Raw genomic sequence first — 19,515 nt, 5'->3', positions numbered from 1 at the left:
CTCCCTTCAACAAGGAAGAGCGCGGGGCGCATCGGCGGATCACCGCGCTCTCGTCACGCGTCCCGAAACCCCTCTGTCCGGCGAATGAGTCTATCTCCGGGATTCGACGTCGTCAAGCCGCGGCGCGACGGGGCCCCAGATCCTACCGCGGACCGCTCTCGATGTAGCCGAGCGCCTCCAGCCTCTGCTTTTCGTCCGCGGAGAGGACGGCGTCCCGCCCGGCTCCGTGCTCGGACGCGATCCGTTCCGCGCGACGCTTCCACTCGGCGAGCTTCTCCCTCCAGACCGCAAGATCGGCCTCGCGCCCCTCCGCGAGATCGAGGGTCTCTCCGGGATCGTCGTCGACTCGGTAAAGCCTCTCTCCCTCCTGCCGCGCTCTCTTCATGTACTTGAACATGCCGTCGGTCCCGGCATGCGAGTCGAAGGTCCTCGTCCCCAAGGACCCTGCCGCGATCGAAGGCCCGTAGTACGTGTGGCGAAGCTCGAAGAAGAGATCGCGGCTCGGCGGCGGATCGACGAGGAGAGAGAGCCCCTCGCGAGCGCCGCGCGGATCCGCCCCGGAGATTTCCGCGATGGTCGGAAAGAGATCCATCAGCGTCGCGAGCCGGTTGTCCGTCCGAGCGGGAACACGCCCGGGAAGCTTCACGAGAAGAGGCACGTGCAACGACTCCCGGTGCAGGTTGTTCTTGTGCCCCTTTTCTCCGTGCTCGAAGAACTCCTCGCCGTGATCGGCCGTCACAAAAATCGCCGTTTCGTCCCAGAGGGATGTCTCGCGAAGAACGCCGAGAATCCGCCCGAGCATCTCGTCGGTGCAGCGGATCTCCCCGTCGTATTGAGAAACCACGTAGCGGAGCCTCTCGTTGCTCATATCGGGGCGGATCTCCGGGTTTCGCTCGAAGCCTCGACAATCGAACCGCTCCATTTCGCGATCGGTGAAGAGCGTGTCGAAAGGAACGGGAGGAATGAAATCGTAGTGAACGTCCCAGAAGTACGCGAAGAGGAAGAACGGCCGCGGGGGAAGGGACCGCAGGAACGCCGAGATCTTCTCTTCCATCTCGGGGTTCGTGAGATCGCCGTGCGCGTTTCCGGTCGAGACCGAGGAGGGGCTGTCGTCGTACCGACTGAAACCTTGATGCAGATTGTACGGCGTGCGGAGGAAGGGACCGCTGACGAAGCCGATGCAGTAGTAACCCTCCTCGGAGAGAAGCTCGGCGAGGGTTTCGTACGAGTCGGCGAGGCGATGGTGCGGCTCGAGAACTTGCGCCGCCGTCGGCGGAAGGCCGGTGAAAAGAGAGGCATGCGAGGGGAGCGTCCAGCTCGTGACCGAGTACGCGCGGTCGAACCGCACGCTCTTCTCCGCCAATCGGTCGAGATTCGGCGTCGTCGGAAGCGGATATCCGTAGCAGCCGACATGGTCGGCGCGAAGCGACTCGATCGTGATGAGGAAGATGTTCGGCTTTCGCTCCTTGCCTCCCCCGCATCCGGAGAAGGCCAGCATCCCTGCGAGAAGAAGCGCGAGTCGGACTAAGCCCGCGGCGCGACGGTTCGCATGCGCGCGTCTCTCCTCGGGCCGACCGCTCATCCTGCTCTCCTTCTCCGCGCCTCGCCCAGCCGGCCTAGATCCGACAGAAACTCGACTGGTGTTTCCTCGGCCGGGCCTCGCAAGGAACACACTTCCGACGTCTCGACACTAACCTTGATCCGACAGAAACTCCACCGGTGTCTTCCCGGCCGGGACCCGGGGCGAGGGGGTGCCGGAAGAGACACCCCGAGCGCGCCGGGCTCACGACACGGTGCCGGGCCGGCAGGGCCCGGTGCGCTCGGGAACTCGCAGGTTCACCCCCTCACCCCGCGCCCCGGCGGCCCTGCAAGGAGCACACTTCTGACGTTTTGACACTAAACGACCGTCGCCCCGAGAGGCACGTCCGATTCGGGGGTCAGGTAGATCGCTTTCCCCTCGGCGTTCACCGCGCCGAGGATGAAGATCTCGGAGAGCTCGGGCCCCATGCGTTTCGGCTCGAAGTTGATCACGGCGACCACGAGCCGGCCGAGAAGCTCCTCTTTCGGGTAGTCCGCGTATCCCGCGACCGAGACCTTCGTCCCGATCTCTCCCCCGAAATCCACGGTCACCCGATAGAGAGGCTTTCTCGTTTCGGCGTTCTCCACGCGCACCACGCGTCCGACGCGCATGTCGAGCGCGGAGAAATGCGCGAAATCGGCTTTGTCCTTCATTCGTCTCGCTCCTCGATCGAGACCGCCGCCTTCCCCCCGTTCCGGTCCCGCTCGTCCGGGGCGGCCGTGTCCTCGGGCACGCCTGCGGTCTCCTCGTCCTCCCGGCCGTCATGAAGATAACCCAGCGCTTCGAGCATGCCGCGCTGCGCCTCGGTGAAGACAGGTCCCGGCCCTTTGGACGGTTCGGCCTCGTCGAGAGCCGCCGCCCACGCGGCGAGCGCCTCTTCCAGCCGGTCCTTCTCTTCCTCCAGCTCCTCGGCGACGTCCTCTTTCTCCTCCGGGTCCTTCTCGATCCGGAACAACCGTTCCTCTCCGTCGGACCAACGGATCAGCTTGAGGCTGTCGAGATAGACCGCGCGGATCTCCCGCTCCCACGGAGTCGGATCCCAGTGCGGACTGACGGCGAGAACCGTAGGGTACGGAGAGGAAAAGACGCCAAGGCACTCGCAGACGCGCTCCCGCTCGACGTCGGGCGCGAGCAAGCTCGTCCCCCTCTCCGCCAGGGCGGCCGGGAGCCCGACTGCGGCCAGCTCGTGCAGAGTTCGAAAAAGATCGTGCGTCATCACGGGGCCGCTCTCCCTCCCGGGATCGATCCGTTTCGGATAGTAGAGGACAAGCGGGACGCGGAGAAGGGGTTCGTAGAGCGAGTACTGATGGTCAAGTAGGTTCTTCTCGCAGAGATGCTCGCCGTGATCCGAGGTCACCACCACGACGGTGTTTTCCAGGAAGCCTTCCGCATCGAGCGTTTCGATCAGATCGCGAAGAAGATCGTCCAATTCCGCGATCGTCGCCTCGTACCTTCCGGCCATGATCTCGAGCTCGTCGTTCGTGTAGCTCTCGACACCGAAAGTATATCTCCAAAGCTTCGTCAACGACCGGTTCACCTCGTACGACCGCTCGACCTCATCCTCGGAAAGGACGCGCCTCCGGTACTCGACGGGCGGGACCCACGGCCGATGCGCCTCCATGTAGTTCAGGAAGGCAAAAAACGGCTTCTCTCGGTCGATTCGGCCAAGCCATTTCAACAAACTCTTCCCGGCCAGCTCTCCGCTCGCCTTGATGTCCCAGGGGCCGATCTTACCCGCTCGAATCTTCGCGGGCAATTCGCTGCTTTGATCGCTCGGAGCAATCTTGCGCTGGACGATCCGATAAGCCTCCGAACGGAGATCGGGACTCCAAGGATGCTTCTTTTCCTGGAACCCCTGGGCGAAACCCGTCTCGGCGGAGATGTGCGGGTTCGCCGAGCACAAGAAGGTCTGATAGCCCGCCTCGGCCAGCGACTCCGCGAGGGTCTTGTGGCACGAGTCGAGCCGGATTCGTCCGTTCTGCGCGCCGTGCTCGGTGGGATAGAGACCCGTGAAGAGCGAGGCGTGCGAAGCGACCGTGTAGTTGGCTGGAGAGACGCAATCCTAGAAAAACGCGGGCATCTTTCGCCCATTCGTCGAGGAAGGGGGTGGTCGGTTTGGCGAAACCGTAGAGGCCGAGGCGGTCCGCGCGAACCGTGTCCCACAGGACGACGAGGATGTTCGGGCGCGAATCCGGTCGGCCCGAGCACGAAGCGAGGAGGGCGACGAGCACGAGAACCGATCGAACAAGAACGCCGCTGGGGGAGCGGTAACGTCCATCGAGCGTGTTTCCTCCCGGTGAAGAGCCCGCGAGACACGCGGTCCGAAACCGCGCGCGCCTCTCTCCCCCGCCGCGCTCGCCGAGCCGCCCGAACTTCCGCGTCGCCAAAGACGCCGGTCCGAGCGTCCGCCCCCGCGTATGCTACCGGCCCCGGCCGGTTCGGTCAACCGTCCCGAACAGTCCCGGGGGTCCTTGCGGGGCCGAATGGGGGCTGGTACGATGAGCGCGCTGGGCGGCATGCGGTCTTCCGACCAAACCGACAAAGGGGAGGAAAACACGATGTCTCAACATTTCGATTGGGCGGCGCGGATCGCGTGCGCGGCCGCGGTTCTCTTCTCAGCGGCGGGCGCCTCGCACGCTGCGGCCTCGTCGGGGATCACGATCGGGCTGAACTACGCATCCCTCGAGGACGTGCGCGTGGACGACGCGGAGACGACCTACGACAACCGGACGGGCACGCACTTCGGCCTGTACGCGATGAGCGCGCTCGGACCGCTCGGCCTCCGGGTGGGGGCGATCTATCTAAACGCGGGGCCGCTCTTCGAGGGTCTTTCGGACGGCCTCGACGATCCCGCGAGCCTCAACGACACGTTCGATGTCCGATACTTCGTCGTTCCGATCGATCTTCAGTACCGCCTCATCACTCCCGCTTTGAAGCCTTACCTCCTCTTCGGTCCGGAGCTCCGGTTCAACGTGACGTCCGCCGGCGACTTCGAGGACAACTTCCGGTCGACCGTTTGGGGGGGAAACGTGGGGATCGGCATCGAGTTCAAGCTCCCGTTCCTCGGTCTCTCTCTCGCTCCCGAGGCACGCTACACGTTCGACTTGACCGACGTGACGGACAAGGAGCTGAAGATCGGAAGCAAGAGCTTGAGCCTCGACGACGCGTACCGGGGCGGGACGTATCATCTCAGGCTGCACGTCGGGTTCTGACAGGGCGTCGCGGGAGGGTCTTGTGACTCGTGAGCTCATCGAGGAAGCGCGCGCGTTCGCGGCGCGCGCGACCGCCGAGGTCGGAGAACGCCTTCTCTCGTTTTTCGGACCCGTCGCGGCGGATCGGAAGGCGGACGGAACGCTGGTGACCGAGGCCGACCGCTGGGCGGACGAAACGCTCGTCTCGCTCGTGCGGCGCGCCTTCCCCGATCACCGGGTTCTCTCCGAGGAGGGGGACGCGACCTTCCGCGGGGGAGAGTGGTGCTGGGTCGTCGATCCCCTCGACGGAACGACGAACTTCGCGCGCGGGATCCCGGTTTGGGCGATCTCCCTCGGCCTCCTCCATCGGGGGACGCCGGTCTTCGGGCACGTGCGGGTTCCTCCGCTCGGGCGTCTCTTCGAGGGCGTGTACGTCGAGGGCGCCGACGGGACGGGAATCAACGGTTCGTATCTCAATCATATCCCGATTCGAACGAGCATGGACGAACCGGACAAGACGCGCTTCTTCACGATCTGCTCGCGGAGCACCGCGCTTCTCCGCAATCCATTCCCGACGAAGATCCGGATGCTGGGGTCCGCGGCGCACAACCTTCTCACGGTCGCCTCGGGGGCGGCCCTCGGAGGGGTCGAGGCGACGCCGAAGGTATGGGATCTCGCGGGGGCGTGGCCGATCCTCCGGGCAGCCGGCGGGGTGTGGACCCCTCTCGCGAACGCTCCCTTCCCTCTCGCCGAGGGGGCGGACTACACGCGCCGGTCTTTCCCCATGCTCGCCCTCGCGCGCGCGGACCTCCGCGATCTCTTCCTCCCTCTCGTCGAGCAGGCGCTCGCCTGAGAAGCGAGGTCACTCCCCCGGCGGCGCCTTCTCTCCATCCACCTCGAGGAGAACGCGTGCGATCGTCGCGCCCCATCCCCCGCGATCGGGCGGCGCCTGGCGGAAGTCAATCACGAATGGATGCTTCTCCAGGAACTCCCAAACCGCGCCGCGGAGAACGCTCTTCCCCTTGCCGTGCGCGATGCGGACCTCGCGGATCCCGAGAGCGCGCGCGTTCCGGAGGAACTCGTCGAGGATCTCCGGAACCTGCTCCGGAAAGAGGCCGTGAAGATCGAGATCGTCCGTGACAACGAAGGGGCCGGAAGGCAGGATCGCATCGTCGTCCGCCGAAGGACGGCCCGCGCGGGCGGGCGCGGAGCCCCGATGGGGGGACATGAACAGGAAAAGACGAGAAAGAAGCGCGCGAATCGACTTGCTCATCGGTTGCCGCCTCCGGTCCGAAGACGCGCCCCTGCGATTCGCGGACCTCTTCCGAATCGCCCGGTGACGGCTCCGGGAGAATCGGGTATAATCGAAGGCGATCCTGCGGGATTCGGCTCCCCCCCGCGCTCCCCGGCACAAGAATCGCTCTCCCGCCCAACGCTTGCAGAAAGGAGCGTAGCACCATGCATCGCCTCTCGCACGTCCTGTTCATCTCGGCGATCGTTCTCTTCGCGCTCGGCGCGCCTCCCGGCGACGCGAGTGCGGAAGGGAGGCGGCTGATCCGCGTGTACGAAGACGGAAGCGGGATCACGAGGGAGATCGTGCGCGAGAGATGGGATGTCGCCTCGTTTCGCCCGGGCGAGTATGCGGATCTCGTGGTCAGTCTCGAGGAGGCGGCCGCAATCGCGGGGCGCGCTGCCGCATTCGAGGTGCTGATCGAGGATCTCTCGGCGGCCTTCGCGCCCCTTCGCGCGGAGCGGGAGTTCGGCGCGTTCCACACCTACGCGGAAGTCGAGAGCGGATTCGACAGCCTCGAGGCGCTCTACCCGACGCTCGCGAAGGCATTCGATCTCGGCGACAGCCACGAAGCGCGCGACATCCTCGCCCTCAAGATCAGCGACAACGTCGAGAACGCCGAGGGGGAGCCGGAAGTTCTCTTCGTCGGGTGCCACCATGCGCGGGAAATCATCAGCGTCGAGATGCCGTATCTCCTCGCCGAGTATCTTCTCGAGAACTACGGAACCGACTCGCTCGTGACGGCCCTCGTCGACAGCCGCGAGATCTGGATCGTTCCGCTCCTCAATCCGGACGGACACCAGCACGTGGTGGATGTCGACGCGGGGTGGAGAAAGAACCGCAGAGACAACGGCGACGGCACGTACGGGGTCGACCTCAACCGGAACTATCCCTACTTGTGGGGCTACGACGACATCGGGTCGAGCCCATACACGGGAGACGGAACGTACCGCGGTCCCTCCGCCGGCTCGGAGCCGGAGCTTCAGGCGCTTCTCGGACTGTTCGAGGCGCATTCCTTCATCTTCGCGCTTTCGTTCCACAGCTACGGGCGGATGTACCTCTACCCGTGGGGTTACGTCCGCCTGCAGACCGAGGACGACGATCTCTTCGCGACGCTCGGGGACAGTCTCGCCGCGGGGAACGGCTATGCGGTCGGGAACGGCTACACCGGCCTCATCTACACGACGAACGGCGGCTCGGACGACTACGCCTACGCGGATCCCTCGAAGCCGAAGTGCTTCTCGATCACGCCGGAGATCGGGGATGAGTTCAACACGCCCGAGGCGATGATCCCGATTCACTTCGCCGAACAGCTTCCCGCGATGCTCCACATGCTGCGCTACGCGGACCGTCCCACCATCTTCGCGCGTCCCGGCGCGCCTTCGATCGCGGCGATTCCGGACGACGACGACGGCCTGTACACGGTCTCCTGGACGCGCGGCGACGGCGACACGAACGTGACGCGCTACGAGCTCGTCGAGGCGACGGGAGAGACGATCGTCCTCGAGGACGCCGAGAGCGGCATCGGCAATTGGATCACGGACACGTGGACCTGGAACAACGAGAAGTCTCATTCGGGGCAGTACAGCTTCTACTCGGGGACCGGGAACAAGTACAACGCCCCTCTCGAGGCGTTGCACCCGCTCGACGTCGCAGCGGGCGACTCGCTCGTCTTCTGGGCGTGGTGGCGCGTCGAGAACCAGTGGGACTACTGGTATGTCGAGGTCTCGATCGACGGCGGCAAGTTCTGGTCGACGATCCCGGGGAGCTTCACGACGAACGACAACCCGAACGGAAACAACATCGGGAACGGAATCACGGGAAACTCGAGCGGCGTGTTCAAGCGGTGCGCGTTCGATCTCTCCGACTCCGACGGCGAGAGCGTACGCATCCGGTGGCGGTACGCGACGGACGAGCTCGAGTACCTCCGCGGCGTGCAGATCGACGACATCGAGAACGTCCGTCTCTTCGCGAACACGGACACGCTCGCGAGCGATATCGAGGAGACTTCGTACCTCGTCGAGGGGCGCCTGAGCGGCGCATATTACTATTGGGTGCGCGGCTTCGATCAAGAGGAGAGCGAAGGCTATTGGAGCGGAATCCGCGCGGTGAACGTGGACATCAGCACGGAGGTCGCATCCGGGAGCGCACCGCTGCGCACGGTCCTCGGCGCGAGCGTTCCGAACCCGTTCAACCCGACGACCACGATTCTCTTCTCGCTCGCCGAGCGCGCGCCGGTCGAGCTCGCGATCTATGACATCTCAGGAAGGCTGATCCGTGTTCTCGCGAGCGGCGCGCGGGACGCGGGGAACCACGCGGTGGTCTGGGACGGAACGAACGCCGAAGGCCGCCAGGTCGCCTCCGGCATCTATCTCTACCGGATGAGCGCCCCGGGCTTCGACGACACAAAGAAGCTCGTGTTGATGAGATAGACCCAGGCGTTCGCGGCGCCGCACGATTCGAGATGCCCGATCTCTTCCGGGGTCGGGCATCTCGCGCGGACTTCCGCGTCGAAGAGAAAGTCGGTTCAGGTCGCCCCCGCTTCGGGCGTCATGGTGAAACAGGCCGCCGGCTTCCCGTCCGCCGGATTGCTCGACTTGCCGTCGTCCCCACAAGCGAGAATGAGGACCATGCAGCCTGAACCGACGAGAACGAGAAGGACTTCCTTCGCGATCGTGGCTCTTCCGTTGGCGTTAGATCATTCATGTATTCTATTACCCGACGGCGCTAGGCCGGAGCAAGGTCCACGCCGCCGTCTGTTTCGGGCCGAAAGATCCGCGTGGCGGCGAAGCCTGTCAAACCCGAAGACCCGGAGAGGCCGTGGGCGAGATTGACACGGAGCCATCGCCCTGCGAGTGTTGAGAGCGCGGGCGATGTGGCGGCACGGGAGAGCCCGAAGCGGCCGGGAGATCGATGGAAGCGCATGTTCCCTTTTCGGGCGCGTGGGGACACATCTGGTTGCCGCCGGCGATCGCGTTTCTCGTCTCGTTCGTGACCTCGATGGCCGGTGTCTCGGGGGCGTTTCTTCTCCTCCCGTTCCAGATGAGCGTCCTCGGTTTCGTCGGTCCCGCGGTGAGCCCGACGAACCTCATCTACAACCTCGTCGCCGTGCCGAGCGGCGTGCTCCGGTACGCGCGCGAAAGACGCGTCGTTTGGCCGCTGGCTTGGGTGCTCATCGGCGGGACGTTGCCTGGCGTCGTCGCGGGCGGATGGATTCGCCTCGCGTATCTCCCGGATCCCGCGCGCTTCAAGATATTCGCGGGGACCGTGCTCCTCCTTCTCGGCGCGCGGCTGCTTCTCGACGTGATCCGCCCGAGGGCGGAGAGTGCGGGAGAATCAGCAAGCATCCGATCGCAAACGATCGAGGAGCGTGCCGTGGGTTCCGTCGAGCTTTCTTGGCGGCGGCTCGCATACAGTTTTCGCGGCCGGACATACGGCTGCGGGACGCCCGGCCTCTTCGTCCTCGCGCTCGTCGTCGGGATCATCGGCGGGATCTACGGAATCGGAGGGGGAGCGATCATCGCCCCGCTCTTGGTCGGGATCTACGGCCTGCCGGTTCACACGGTGGCCGGCGCGACACTCGTCGCCACGTTCGCGACGTCGGCCGTCGGGGTCTCCTTCTACGAGCTCGCCGCTGGACACTACGAGAACCTGGGACTGGCGGTGCGGCCGAATTGGGCGCTCGGTCTTCTCTTCGGAGTGGGCGGAATGGCCGGCATGTACGCGGGAGCGCGGACGCAGAGGTTCGTTCCCGGCCTTTGGCTCAGGCTCCTGCTGATCGCCTTGCTCGCGTTCCTTGCCGCTCGTTACTTGACCGGCTTCCGGACGTGATGCCGGCGAAGCGAACGGATCGGGCTCTCGCTCTCCCGCCGGTTTCGGTGGCGGGCGACGCGCTCAGCGCGAAACCCGCCCCATCTCGTCGCCCGCCCGAAACGCCGGATTGCTGGACTTCTGGAACGAGTTGCGATAGAATGAGATGCAGTCGAAGTGGGGCCTCGTGTCGCCGCGGCGGGGAGCCCCTTTCGCGGGCCGCATCCCACCCCCCCACTCGCGGCCGAGGAGTCCAGTCGATGAACGAACACCCGGCACGAATGAAACGCCTCGCGCTCGCTGCGGCGCTTCTCGCATGCGCCGCAGCGGCGCGCGCGAACCCCGTCTTCGAGTGGCACGACCTCTACGACGGCGGTCTTTCGCAGCCCGACATCGCCGTCGCCGCCGCGACCGACGCGGAGGGGAATCTCGTGATCGCCGGATCGAGCACGGGCCCCGCCGGATCCGTCGACTGGCTCATCCGAAAAATCGATCGCGAGACCGGCGGCGCGATTTGGACCCGGCGCATCCCTTCGATCGACGGGAACAGCATGGTAGTGGGCGGCATGGTGCGCGACGGCGCGGGCGATCTTCTCGTCGGCGGAACGCGCGAAGGATGCTACGGCTGAGGTCAGGGAGACGATGTCGTCGTCTTCAAGCTGGACGACGAGACCGGAGAGGTTCTCTGGTATCGGTTCTACGGAAGCCCGGAAGGATTCAACGAATCGGTCTACGCGATCGCCGCTGACAGCGCGGGGAACGCCTTCGTCACCGGACGTCAGAGGAACGGCGGCGAGGAAGACGACATCCTCACCATGAAGCTCGCCGCCTCGAACGGCGACATTCTCTGGCGTGTCCACGCGGGCGGTCCGGCGGGGCTCGCCGATCGCGGGTGGGATATCGCCGTCGGCCCCGACGGCCATCCGGTCGTCACCGGCGTTCTCACGAACGCCGCCGACCCGGGTTACTTTTGCACCATTAAGTTCAACACATCAAACGGTTCGGAGATCTGGAACCGGAAGATCTTGGGCGCGGTCAACTCGATCAGCGCGAGGGCCGGGTGGCTCGCGGTTTGCGACGACGGCGACATCGTGATGGCGAACCGAACCTGGACGACGAGCACGAGCTACGACGTGGTGCTGCACCGCTACGCTGCGGCCGACGGCGCGACCGCATGGGCGATCCAGCATAACTCCTCGGGAACGAGCCCGGACGATCCTCGCGACATGGTCCGCGACGCGGCCGGGGACATCCTCGTGGCCGGGATCCGAAGCGGCAACTATATGGTTCTCAAGTTCGACCGATCGGACGGACATCTCTTCTGGTCCGGGAGCTACAACGGGCCGATCGGCGGCTACGACGGAGCGTCCGCGATCGTGGAGGGACCGGGCGGCGTGGTCGTCGCCACGGGGTTCAGCGACGGACAGGGAACCAATTGGGACGCGGCGACGGTCGGCTTCGATCCGGAGAGCGGTGCCCAGCTTTGGGCGGAGCGCTTCGACGCGGGCGATGCCCAATCGGACGAGGGTCATGCTCTTGCGGCGAGCGCCCAGGGCGATCTCTACGTCGCCGGATACGGCGATCGCTTCGCGACCGGAAGCGACATGCTGGCGCTCCGCTATCGGATCGAGAACCCGACGGGGATCGACGCGAGACCTCTCGCTGGAGAATCTGGTTCGTCTCTTCGTCTCTCGGCGCACCCGACCCCCTTCGTCGACCGAGTCTTCTTCTCCCTCGAGATGCCGCGCGCCGGGATCGCGCGCGTGGCGGTCTACGACGCGAGAGGGAGGCGAACGGGCGTCCTTTTCGAGGGCGCTCTTCCTCGCGGCGCGCACGACCTCGTATGGGACGGACGAGACGCGGGAGGACGACCGCTCGCCGCGGGGGTCTATTTCGTCCGCTTCGAGACCGAAGACGCTCGCGCCGTCCGGAAGCTGATTCTGAGCCGGTGAGACCTTCTTTTTCGGGGGCCATCTTTTTCGAGGGACGCCAAACCTATTTCCAGTTTTCGGAGACATCCTAGTTGTCTCACGCAACCCCCGGGAAATAGGTATGGTGTCCACGGAATCGAAGTGCAAGAATGGGCCGGGAGGATTCGGGCGACGATCCGGATCCGGGAGGTTCCCGATGGCCCAAACCGCGGCACCTGGCGCCTTGGCGCGCAATCTCGCCGTCTTCATCGACTTCGAAAACCTCGCGCTCGGCTTCACCGGGCGCAAGGGCGCGGCGTTTGACATCCATCGCGTCCTCGATCGGCTCCTCGAAAAGGGGAAGGTGCTCGTCAAGACCGCCTACGCCGACTGGGGAAGCTTCCGCGAGTACACGCACCAACTCCACGAGTCGGGGGTCGAGCTCATCGAGATCCCGAAGCGCTCGATGACCGGGAAGAACTCAGCCGACATCCGCCTCTGCGTCGACGCGATGGACCTGAGCTACAGCAAGGAGCATATCGACACGTTCGTCGTGGTTTCCGGAGACAGCGACTTCGCCCCGCTCGTCGCGAAGCTCAAGGAGAACGGCAAGTACGTCATCGGTCTTGGCATGAAAGGTTCGACCTCAAAGCTTCTCGCCGAGAACTGCGACGAGTTTCTCTACTACGAGGATCTCGGGGCGGCCGAAGAACCCGAACCGGCTCCCGCCGAGAGGAAGAAGATCCCGAAAGAGAAGCGCGAGGTCTTCTTTCTCCTCTTCGACGCCATCCGCGCCCTTCAGCGGGAGAACTACGGCGTGATCTATTCCTCGCTCGTCAAAGACACGATGAAGCGGAAGCGCCCTTCGTTCAATGAGGCGAGCCACGGCTACCGGAGCTTCAGCGATCTTCTCGAGGACGCGGAGAAGGCCGGCTACATCGCGCTGAAGACCGACGAGCGGAGCGGCACTTACGTGGTCACGCGGCTCGACTACGGCGGGGGGCGGAGCAGGCGCTCCTGATCCGCCGGCGGGGCCGCCGCCGGTTCGCCGTTCCCCTTCTGGAGTCCCCGCATGGGCGACCGACCAAACCCCTTCGCCGGCTACTACGCGAAGAAGCTCTCGGGGGAACGCCTCCGCGAGGTCTACTTGACCGCCCCTCCGCGCGCGCGCGCGTACCTCGAGGATGAGATCGCGTTCATCGAGAGGAGCGCCCCGCGCGAGGGCCGGATCCTCGAGCTCGGGTGCGGATACGGGCGGGTGCTTGGCGCCCTCGCGGCGCCGAGGCGCGCGCTCTTCGGGATCGACACATCGATCGAGAGCTTGCTCCTCGCCCGCGAGGTTCTTCGCGGCGAGCGGCGCGCGCGCCTCGCGTGTATGGACGCGGCGGGGCTCGGCTTTCTTGACCGCACGTTCGATCTCACCGTCTCGGCGCAGAACGGGATCGCGGCGTTTCACGTCGACCGAAGAGCGCTCGTCCGGGAAGCCGTGCGCGTCACGAGGCCGGGCGGGCGCGTTCTCTTCTCGAGCTACGCGGAACGCTTCTGGGAAGGGAGGCTCGAGTGGTTTCGCGCGCAAGCTGCGCGCGGGCTCGTCGGAGCGATTGACGAGGAGGCGACGCGGAACGGCGTCATCGCCTGCAAGGACGGCCTCCGCCTCGAGACGGTCGGGGCGGACGCCTTCCGGGACCTCGTCTCCCCTCTCGGTCTTCCGGTCCGCATCGAAGAGGTGGCAAGCTCGAGTCTCTTCTGTATCATCAGCGTCGAATGAGCCCCGAGTGGTTCGCTGCCCGGGATGGACCTTCTTCGACCCTCCCGCCCCGGTGCGGGAGGCATGAGGAGTCGCGTCGATGACGATGAGCCGCGCTCTCTTTCTCTCTCTCCTTGCCGCCTCGTTGATTGGATTGGCCTGCGCCAGCGTGGGCCGCGATTTCCCAAGCGATCGCGTGTGGAAGCTCCGTATCGGCGAGACGACCAGCGAGGAGGTCCGGCAGATGTTCGGCGATCCTTGGCGGACCGGGATCGAGGACGGGAACCCGACGTGGACCTACGGAAAGTACCGCTACTCTCTCTTCGGAGAGGACAGGACCAAAGACCTCGTGGTTCGTTTCGATGAAAACATGATCGTTCGATCGTATACGTTCAATACAACTGAAACCGAGGAGCCCAAGGGCGAATCCCCGCTTCGCAAGCGATAGCCTCGCGGCGTCCTCTTGTGATAGAATAGAGATCGGCTCCCCGACCAGTGACGACCGGTTTCTCCGGGAAAGGAGACCCCCATGAGGCGTCCCGCAGCCGTTCTCTTCGTCGTTCTTCCCGTCGCGCTCGTTCTCCTCGGCGCCGCCCTCGCCGCCGAGTTTGGAGGTCTCCGCCCCAAGGACCGCATCGTCGCGGGCGAGAGCCCGGGCGAAACGGAGAGGCTCTCCGCGCGGCTTGTCGAGGAGCGCGCGCGGGGGAAGGCGCTCCGGACCGAGCCGACCGCCTGCCCGGACTCCTTCGACGTCGTCCACTACGAGCTTCGCCTGAACGTGAACCACGCGGGCGGAACCCTCGCCGGCGACGCGTTCGTCACGATCGCGAGCCGGAAGGAAGCGCTCGAGTCGATTCGTCTCGATCTCAAGGATCTCGTCGTCTCGGGCGTCTTTCTCGGCGCGACGCCCCTCGCGTACACGCACGACGGCGACACCCTTCTCATCGCGTTCGACGAACCGCTTCCCGCGACCGACACGGCGGTCGTCCGAATCGTCTACGGCGGAGCTCCTTGGAACGAGGGGGCGGGCGGGTTCGGGGGCTTCTGGATCTACGACGCGCCGCCGATCACCGACTTCAGCATGGGGGTCGGGCTCTACACCGATCCGCCGTCGATGGGGAGAACGTGGTTCCCGGGCGTCGACCAGCCGTGCGACAAGGCGACCTCGGACATCATCGTCACCACTTCGCTCGCGAAGGTCGGTGTCGCGAACGGCACGCTCGACAGCGTCGTCGTCGACTCCGTCGCCGGAACGAACACCTGGTACTGGAGCGAGGACCATCCGATCGCCACCTACCTCATGGCGGTTTCGATCGCCAAGTACGACGCGATCCCCGACGGCGCCGACCCGCGCATCGTCTACTACGTCCACCGCACGCACGCCCACCTCGCCGGGGGCACGTTCCGGAACGTGGACCTCATGATGGCCGCCTTCGAGGATCTTTTCGGGCCGTATCCGTACCCGGGGGACAAGTTCTCTTTCGTGACGACCCCGATCGGCGACATGGAGCATCAGACGTGCGTCTTCCATAGCATCGCGCTGATGACGGGCGACACGCTCTATGACGACATCCTTTCCCACGAGCTTGCGCACCAGTGGTTCGGCGATTGCGTCACCTACGGCGACTGGCGGGACGTCTGGCTTTCGGAGGGCTTCGCGACCTACTGCGAGGCGCTCTGGCGCGAATGGGCCCACGGCGAGGCGAGCTACCGATCGTACGTCACGAACAGCATCATGCGGCCCTATCTCATGAACGCGCACAACCTGACCTACCCGATCTACGACCCGGATTTCCTGTGGGGGACGGTCTCCTACGAGAAGGGGGGCGCGGTTCTTCACATGCTCCGGCACGTCGTGGGGGATTCTCTCTTTTTCGCATGCCTGAACGCCTACCTCGCCGACCACGCGTACGGCGACGCGAAGACCCACGACTTCGTCGCTTCGTGCGAAGGCGTCTTCGGCGCCGACCTCGATTGGTTCTTCGACCAGTGGATCTATCAGGGCGGGCACCCGGTCTTCGACTGGGGGTGGATCGCCGAGGAAACGTCTCCCGGCGTGTTTCGCGTGACGATCGATACACGCCAGGTGCAGAGCGTCGGCCCGATCTACACGATGCCGGTCGACTTTCGAATCGAGACCGAAGGGGGCGACACGACCGTCGTCGGATGGGTCGACGCCGCCGTCAATCGCTTCATCTTTGAAGTGACCGCCGAGCCGAACGCGGTCCTCTTCGATCCGGAAGATTGGCTCCTCGACCAGGCGAACGAGGTGGCGACCTCCGTCGCCGGAGCGGCTCCTCCCCTCCGCCTCGCGATCAGCGCTCCTCGTCCGAACCCGTTCAACCCGGCCGCGACGATCCCCTTCTCCCTCCCCGAGAGGGCGCGCGTCACGCTCCGGGTCTATTCGCTCGACGGGCGTCTCGTGCGGACGCTCGCCGACGGCGAGCGTTCAGCGGGAGACCACGAGGCGCGTTGGGATGGAACAGACGACCGCTCGCGGCCGGTCGTGAGCGGCACGTACCTCGTCCGTCTTGCCGCCGGCGAGCGGAGCGACACGAGGAAGCTGCATCTCGTGAGGTAAGCCCTCCTCGCGGACACTTGCCGCGGTCACCCGCCGTGGCTCGGTCTTCGGACGGCGGGTCCTGTCGGCCACAGCCCGCTCGCGCTCCGGCCAGTCGCGCCTACGCACTTGGTGGCCTACGCGCGAGCAGGCGCCCGTGGCCGCCACCCGCCGTGGTTGCGTTGGTGGACGGCGGGTCTCACGCGCCCAGGTTTGTCTTGCTCCGGAGACGGGGGCGAGGCAGAGCGGCGAGTTGCCGCGCGCCGCGCGCGGCATGTTTGAGCAAGCGAGCCTCACCCTCGGCTCCGGAGCTTTCCGTTCCCACCCGATCGGATCCGTCCTCTTCTAGAACCGCCCCCCACTCACCGAATCTCGTTTACGAGCACCCCTTGGAGGTCTAGCATTGATCGGGGACCCCGTTGCCTGGAGGTGCACAATGAGAAGGCTCCCGATTCCTCTCTCCCTTGTTCTCAGTCTCGGCATTCTCGCCGCGCTTCCGCTCGACGCGAAGGAGAAGACGACCGTTCGTCTCGGGTTCTATCCGTCGCACAACCGCGAGCAGCTCTCCATCCTCGCAAAGGAGTTCTGCTCGTACATGTCCGAGAAGACCGGCTACGACTTCGAGCCGGTGGTCAGCCGGGATTACGAGGACCTCATCAACGGCATCACGAAGAACGAAGTCCATTTCGCTTGGCTCTCTCCGCTCAGCTTCGTGAAGGCGGAGCAGAAGAAAAACGCACGGGTTCTCCTCAAGTCGGTGCGCGGGGCGAACCCGTTCTATTGGGGCGCGATCATCGTCCGGAAGGGGAGCGGGATCGAGAGCCTCGCGGACCTTCGCGGGAAAAGAATGGGGTGGACCTACCCGAGCAGCACCGCAGGCTACATCTTCACGAAAGCGGCCCTGCACGCGGAGGGGATCGACACGGACACCTACTTCGCGAGCAACTCGTTCATCGGCGGATACGACGAGCTCGTTCGCGCGGTCGTGGACGGCGTGGTGGACGCAGGCGCCGTCTTCGCGAACGACACCGAGAACCAGCGGGGCGCCTGGACGCAATACCTGAACGCCAAGGAACGCCGCCTCGTGAAGGCGATCTTCTACACGAAGCCGATCCCGGGCGACACGATCACCGGATCGAAGGTTTATATCGAAGAGAACCCGAAGGTCACGAACAAGGTACTGGAGATCCTCCTCCGGATGGGCGAGGACGAAAAGGGGCGCAAGCTCCTCACCGATCTCTATCAGGTCGACTACCTCGTGGACGCGGAGAGCGGCGACTACGAGTCGGTCCGCGAGGCAAGCCTCCTCTTCCCCGACCGCCGGTAGGGGCGCGGTGGGTTCTTCAGTCTTCGGAGGGCGCGGGGAGAGCGCCTCCCTGGCGGGCAGCTTTCTTCCTCTCGCCGTTTTCGGAGCCGCGTTCGGTTATCTCGAGGCGGCGGTCGTCGTCTATCTTCGAGAGATCTACTACCCGGACGGCTTCCGCTTCCCGCTCCTTCTCGCATCCCTCGATCACGCGACGGTCGAGATCACGCGCGAGGCGGCGACGCTCGCGATGCTCGCCGCGGTCGCCCACCTCGCGGGAAAGACTCGCTGGGAGCGCTTCGGGCACTTCGCGTTTCTCTTCGGGGTGTGGGATATCGTCTTCTACCTCAGCCTGTTCGTCACGCTCGGTTGGCCGGGGTCGCTCCTCACGTGGGACGTTCTCTTTCTCATCCCGCTCATCTGGACGGGACCGGTTCTCGCACCGGTCCTCGTTTCGGTGTTCCTCATCGCGGCGGGCGCCGCGATCGCCGTTCGAGAGCGACGCGCCGCTCCGATCCGCGTGCGGAAGGTTCACTGGCTTCTCGGCGCCCTCTCGCTCGCCCTTCTCCTCTACGCGTTCATGGCGAACCACCCGCTCATCTACGCGGGTGGCGTCCCGATTTCGTTTCCGTGGATCCCCTTCGCCGCGGGGCTTCTCCTCGGCGCGGGCCTCGCGCTTCACCTGATCGCCGCGAAGTGATTTCCAAGAGACGGGTGACCGGGATTCCCCTCGAACGCCAGAGGCTCCGGAGCCGAGAGGCGGGGCTCATCTGTATTCGGTACCTGATACCCTATTTCCGATGCCCTATTTCCGAGCCATGACTCGACCGTTGGGAATGCTTCCTGGGGGAAATGGGGTATCAGGTACCGAATTCCCCCCGGCTATCCCCTGACCCAGAAGCAGAGCTGCGCGGCGACGATCGCGCAGTAGTTCCCGATCGCGTATCCGATCAGCGCCATCAGGATCGAGACCGGCACGAGCGTCTTCTTGTGGTGCGCCGCGACGATCGGGGCGGACGCGATCCCGCCGATGTTCGCCGCCGAGGAGATCGCCGCGGTGTGCGCGTCGACGCGGAAGATCCGCGCAGCGATCACGATCACGATCCCGTGAACGAGGATCCAGATATAGGCGCCGGCGACGAACCACGGCGCGCGACCGAGCCCCGAAAGCTCCGCCCGCGCCCCCATCGACGCGACGAAGAGATAGACCATCGCCATCGCGAGCGGCTGGCTCCCCGCGATTCTCCTCGCGGGCGTAAACGAGAGAAGGATCCCGAACGTCGTGACGAGAAGAATCTCCCACGTTCCCTTGGAGAGGACCGGCTCGTACGCGGGAACCCGGCCCGCGATCCCCTTCGCCGCCCACGCGACCGCGAAGCCGAGCGTCGCGAGAAGGAGAAGATCCCGCATCCCGAGCGCTCCTTCCTCCCTCTCGATCGACTTCGCCGCCTCCTCCATGCGCGAGAGACGCTCCTCTGGAACGCCGGTGAACCGATTGAAACGATCCGCCCAGTTCTTTGAACCAAGAAGAATCGGCAGCCAGATCACGTAGACGAGGTTGTCCGCGAGGACCGCGAGCCCCATCTCCTCCGGGGGCGTGTCGAGTGCTCCCGCCACCGCCGCGAGGTTCCCCGTTCCGCCGATCCAGCTCCCCGCGAGCGCGCCGAAGCCCTTCCATGCATCCGGAGAGAGACCGCCCTTCACGATCGCGTAGCTGATCGGCGCGCCGATCACGACCCCCGCGCTCCCAAGAAGCATTACGAAGATCCCTCGTCCCATCACGCGCACCGCCTTTCGACAGTCGAGCGAGAGGAGCATGAGCGTGAGGAAGACGGGGAGCATGATCGCGCGCATCCCGGAGTAGACCGGGCTCTCGGTCGGGATCACGCCCGTGTTCGAAAGGACCACCGGGATGCCGTAGATGAAGAGGAGGGGCGGCGCGTATTGAAAGAGACGCCACCTCGTCCGCGCTTCAAGCCAAAAGAAGAACGCCGCGAGCGCGGAAAGAACCGTGAGAACGGCGGCCGGCGACGAGATCACGCGCTTCCCTCCCTCGGGTTTCCGCCGATCTTAGCGGAGGGCGAAGCGGGACGACAAGCGCGATCGCCGCGCGGACCGCCGCGC

At 65.3% G+C, this 19,515-nt stretch carries 18 protein-coding genes; 12 read left to right on the top strand and 6 right to left on the bottom strand.

Annotated features, from left to right (window positions below; translation table 11 throughout):
* Window positions 1-142: 142 nt before the first annotated feature.
* The 4 genes from FJY73_00785 to FJY73_00770 form a co-directional block, all read right to left on the bottom strand.
* A complete protein-coding gene (locus tag FJY73_00785) occupies window positions 143-1,582 on the bottom strand; it encodes a sulfatase (protein ID MBM3319199.1) in 1,440 nt (479 codons plus the stop codon).
* A 314-nt stretch (window positions 1,583-1,896) separates the two neighbouring features.
* Complete coding sequence (locus FJY73_00780) at window positions 1,897-2,232, bottom strand: protein secretion chaperonin CsaA (GenBank protein MBM3319198.1); 336 nt, start codon at window positions 2,230-2,232, stop codon at window positions 1,897-1,899.
* A complete protein-coding gene (locus FJY73_00775) occupies window positions 2,229-3,335 on the bottom strand; it encodes a sulfatase-like hydrolase/transferase (protein ID MBM3319197.1) in 1,107 nt (368 codons plus the stop codon). Before FJY73_00775 ends, FJY73_00780 begins: the two co-directional genes overlap by 4 nt.
* On the bottom strand, window positions 3,310-3,810 hold the full coding sequence (locus tag FJY73_00770) for a sulfatase-like hydrolase/transferase (protein MBM3319196.1): 501 nt from the start codon (window positions 3,808-3,810) through the stop codon (window positions 3,310-3,312). The genes FJY73_00775 and FJY73_00770 overlap by 26 nt, the downstream gene beginning before the upstream one ends.
* A gap of 327 nt (window positions 3,811-4,137) precedes the next feature.
* Here FJY73_00770 and FJY73_00765 point away from each other — a divergent pair, with 327 nt between their 5' ends.
* Together FJY73_00765 and FJY73_00760 are read left to right on the top strand one after the other, a co-directional pair.
* Window positions 4,138-4,791, top strand: a complete 654-nt coding sequence (locus FJY73_00765) for a PorT family protein (protein MBM3319195.1) — start codon at window positions 4,138-4,140, stop codon at window positions 4,789-4,791.
* A gap of 37 nt (window positions 4,792-4,828) precedes the next feature.
* Window positions 4,829-5,623 (top strand): inositol monophosphatase family protein, encoded by a 795-nt coding sequence (locus FJY73_00760; protein MBM3319194.1) that lies wholly within the window; start codon window positions 4,829-4,831, stop codon window positions 5,621-5,623.
* Window positions 5,624-5,632: 9 nt separating this feature from the next.
* Here FJY73_00760 and FJY73_00755 read toward each other — a convergent pair whose 3' ends face one another.
* On the bottom strand, window positions 5,633-6,043 hold the full coding sequence (locus FJY73_00755) for a Smr/MutS family protein (GenBank protein ID MBM3319193.1): 411 nt from the start codon (window positions 6,041-6,043) through the stop codon (window positions 5,633-5,635).
* 185 nt (window positions 6,044-6,228) lie between these two features.
* Here FJY73_00755 and FJY73_00750 point away from each other — a divergent pair, with 185 nt between their 5' ends.
* From FJY73_00750 to FJY73_00705, 10 genes are all read left to right on the top strand, one after another.
* Window positions 6,229-8,493 carry an immune inhibitor A gene (locus FJY73_00750; GenBank protein ID MBM3319192.1) on the top strand — a complete coding sequence of 755 codons (2,265 nt, stop codon included), beginning with the start codon at window positions 6,229-6,231 and terminating at the stop codon, window positions 8,491-8,493.
* Between the two features lie 481 nt (window positions 8,494-8,974).
* The gene (locus FJY73_00745; GenBank protein MBM3319191.1) at window positions 8,975-9,892 is read left to right on the top strand and encodes a sulfite exporter TauE/SafE family protein; all 918 of its coding nucleotides are present in this window, start codon (window positions 8,975-8,977) and stop codon (window positions 9,890-9,892) included.
* A gap of 239 nt (window positions 9,893-10,131) precedes the next feature.
* Entirely contained in the window at window positions 10,132-10,500 is a 369-nt protein-coding gene (locus FJY73_00740) for a hypothetical protein (GenBank protein MBM3319190.1), read from the top strand.
* 186 nt (window positions 10,501-10,686) lie between these two features.
* Complete coding sequence (locus FJY73_00735; GenBank protein MBM3319189.1) at window positions 10,687-11,823, top strand: PQQ-binding-like beta-propeller repeat protein; 1,137 nt, start codon at window positions 10,687-10,689, stop codon at window positions 11,821-11,823.
* Window positions 11,824-11,998: 175 nt separating this feature from the next.
* The gene (locus FJY73_00730) at window positions 11,999-12,802 is read left to right on the top strand and encodes an NYN domain-containing protein (GenBank protein MBM3319188.1); all 804 of its coding nucleotides are present in this window, start codon (window positions 11,999-12,001) and stop codon (window positions 12,800-12,802) included.
* 51 nt (window positions 12,803-12,853) lie between these two features.
* Window positions 12,854-13,549 (top strand): class I SAM-dependent methyltransferase, encoded by a 696-nt coding sequence (locus FJY73_00725; protein MBM3319187.1) that lies wholly within the window; start codon window positions 12,854-12,856, stop codon window positions 13,547-13,549.
* Between the two features lie 79 nt (window positions 13,550-13,628).
* Window positions 13,629-13,976 carry an outer membrane protein assembly factor BamE gene (gene bamE / locus FJY73_00720; GenBank protein MBM3319186.1) on the top strand — a complete coding sequence of 116 codons (348 nt, stop codon included), beginning with the start codon at window positions 13,629-13,631 and terminating at the stop codon, window positions 13,974-13,976.
* Between the two features lie 81 nt (window positions 13,977-14,057).
* Window positions 14,058-16,109 carry a hypothetical protein gene (locus FJY73_00715; GenBank protein ID MBM3319185.1) on the top strand — a complete coding sequence of 684 codons (2,052 nt, stop codon included), beginning with the start codon at window positions 14,058-14,060 and terminating at the stop codon, window positions 16,107-16,109.
* Between the two features lie 415 nt (window positions 16,110-16,524).
* Window positions 16,525-17,415: a phosphate/phosphite/phosphonate ABC transporter substrate-binding protein gene (gene phnD / locus FJY73_00710; GenBank protein ID MBM3319184.1), complete on the top strand. Its 891-nt coding sequence runs from the start codon at window positions 16,525-16,527 to the stop codon at window positions 17,413-17,415.
* Between the two features lie 7 nt (window positions 17,416-17,422).
* The gene (locus FJY73_00705; protein ID MBM3319183.1) at window positions 17,423-18,091 is read left to right on the top strand and encodes a hypothetical protein; all 669 of its coding nucleotides are present in this window, start codon (window positions 17,423-17,425) and stop codon (window positions 18,089-18,091) included.
* A gap of 182 nt (window positions 18,092-18,273) precedes the next feature.
* On the opposite strand, the gene FJY73_00700 is transcribed toward FJY73_00705, so the two are convergent.
* Window positions 18,274-19,431: a DUF819 family protein gene (locus FJY73_00700; GenBank protein ID MBM3319182.1), complete on the bottom strand. Its 1,158-nt coding sequence runs from the start codon at window positions 19,429-19,431 to the stop codon at window positions 18,274-18,276.
* Window positions 19,432-19,515 lie beyond the last annotated feature (84 nt).

Source organism: Candidatus Eisenbacteria bacterium, from assembly GCA_016867715.1.
Lineage (GTDB): Bacteria > Orphanbacterota > Orphanbacteria > Orphanbacterales > Orphanbacteraceae > VGIW01.
This window is presented reverse-complemented; position numbering and strand designations above follow the sequence as displayed.

Bases quoted from the DNA above. Each gene is read 5' to 3' on its own strand.
- FJY73_00765 (MBM3319195.1), top strand. From the start codon at position 4,138: ATGTCTCAACATTTCGATTGGGCGGCGCGGATCGCGTGCGCGGCCGCG.
- FJY73_00725 (MBM3319187.1), top strand. From the start codon at position 12,854: ATGGGCGACCGACCAAACCCCTTCGCCGGCTACTACGCGAAGAAGCTC.
- bamE (MBM3319186.1), top strand. From the start codon at position 13,629: ATGACGATGAGCCGCGCTCTCTTTCTCTCTCTCCTTGCCGCCTCGTTG.
- FJY73_00715 (MBM3319185.1), top strand. From the start codon at position 14,058: ATGAGGCGTCCCGCAGCCGTTCTCTTCGTCGTTCTTCCCGTCGCGCTC.
- FJY73_00745 (MBM3319191.1), top strand. From the start codon at position 8,975: ATGGAAGCGCATGTTCCCTTTTCGGGCGCGTGGGGACACATCTGGTTG.
- FJY73_00755 (MBM3319193.1), bottom strand. From the start codon at position 6,043: ATGAGCAAGTCGATTCGCGCGCTTCTTTCTCGTCTTTTCCTGTTCATG.
- FJY73_00740 (MBM3319190.1), top strand. From the start codon at position 10,132: ATGAACGAACACCCGGCACGAATGAAACGCCTCGCGCTCGCTGCGGCG.
- FJY73_00750 (MBM3319192.1), top strand. From the start codon at position 6,229: ATGCATCGCCTCTCGCACGTCCTGTTCATCTCGGCGATCGTTCTCTTC.
- FJY73_00780 (MBM3319198.1), bottom strand. From the start codon at position 2,232: ATGAAGGACAAAGCCGATTTCGCGCATTTCTCCGCGCTCGACATGCGC.
- FJY73_00785 (MBM3319199.1), bottom strand. From the start codon at position 1,582: ATGAGCGGTCGGCCCGAGGAGAGACGCGCGCATGCGAACCGTCGCGCC.
- phnD (MBM3319184.1), top strand. From the start codon at position 16,525: ATGAGAAGGCTCCCGATTCCTCTCTCCCTTGTTCTCAGTCTCGGCATT.
- FJY73_00735 (MBM3319189.1), top strand. From the start codon at position 10,687: ATGAAGCTCGCCGCCTCGAACGGCGACATTCTCTGGCGTGTCCACGCG.
- FJY73_00730 (MBM3319188.1), top strand. From the start codon at position 11,999: ATGGCCCAAACCGCGGCACCTGGCGCCTTGGCGCGCAATCTCGCCGTC.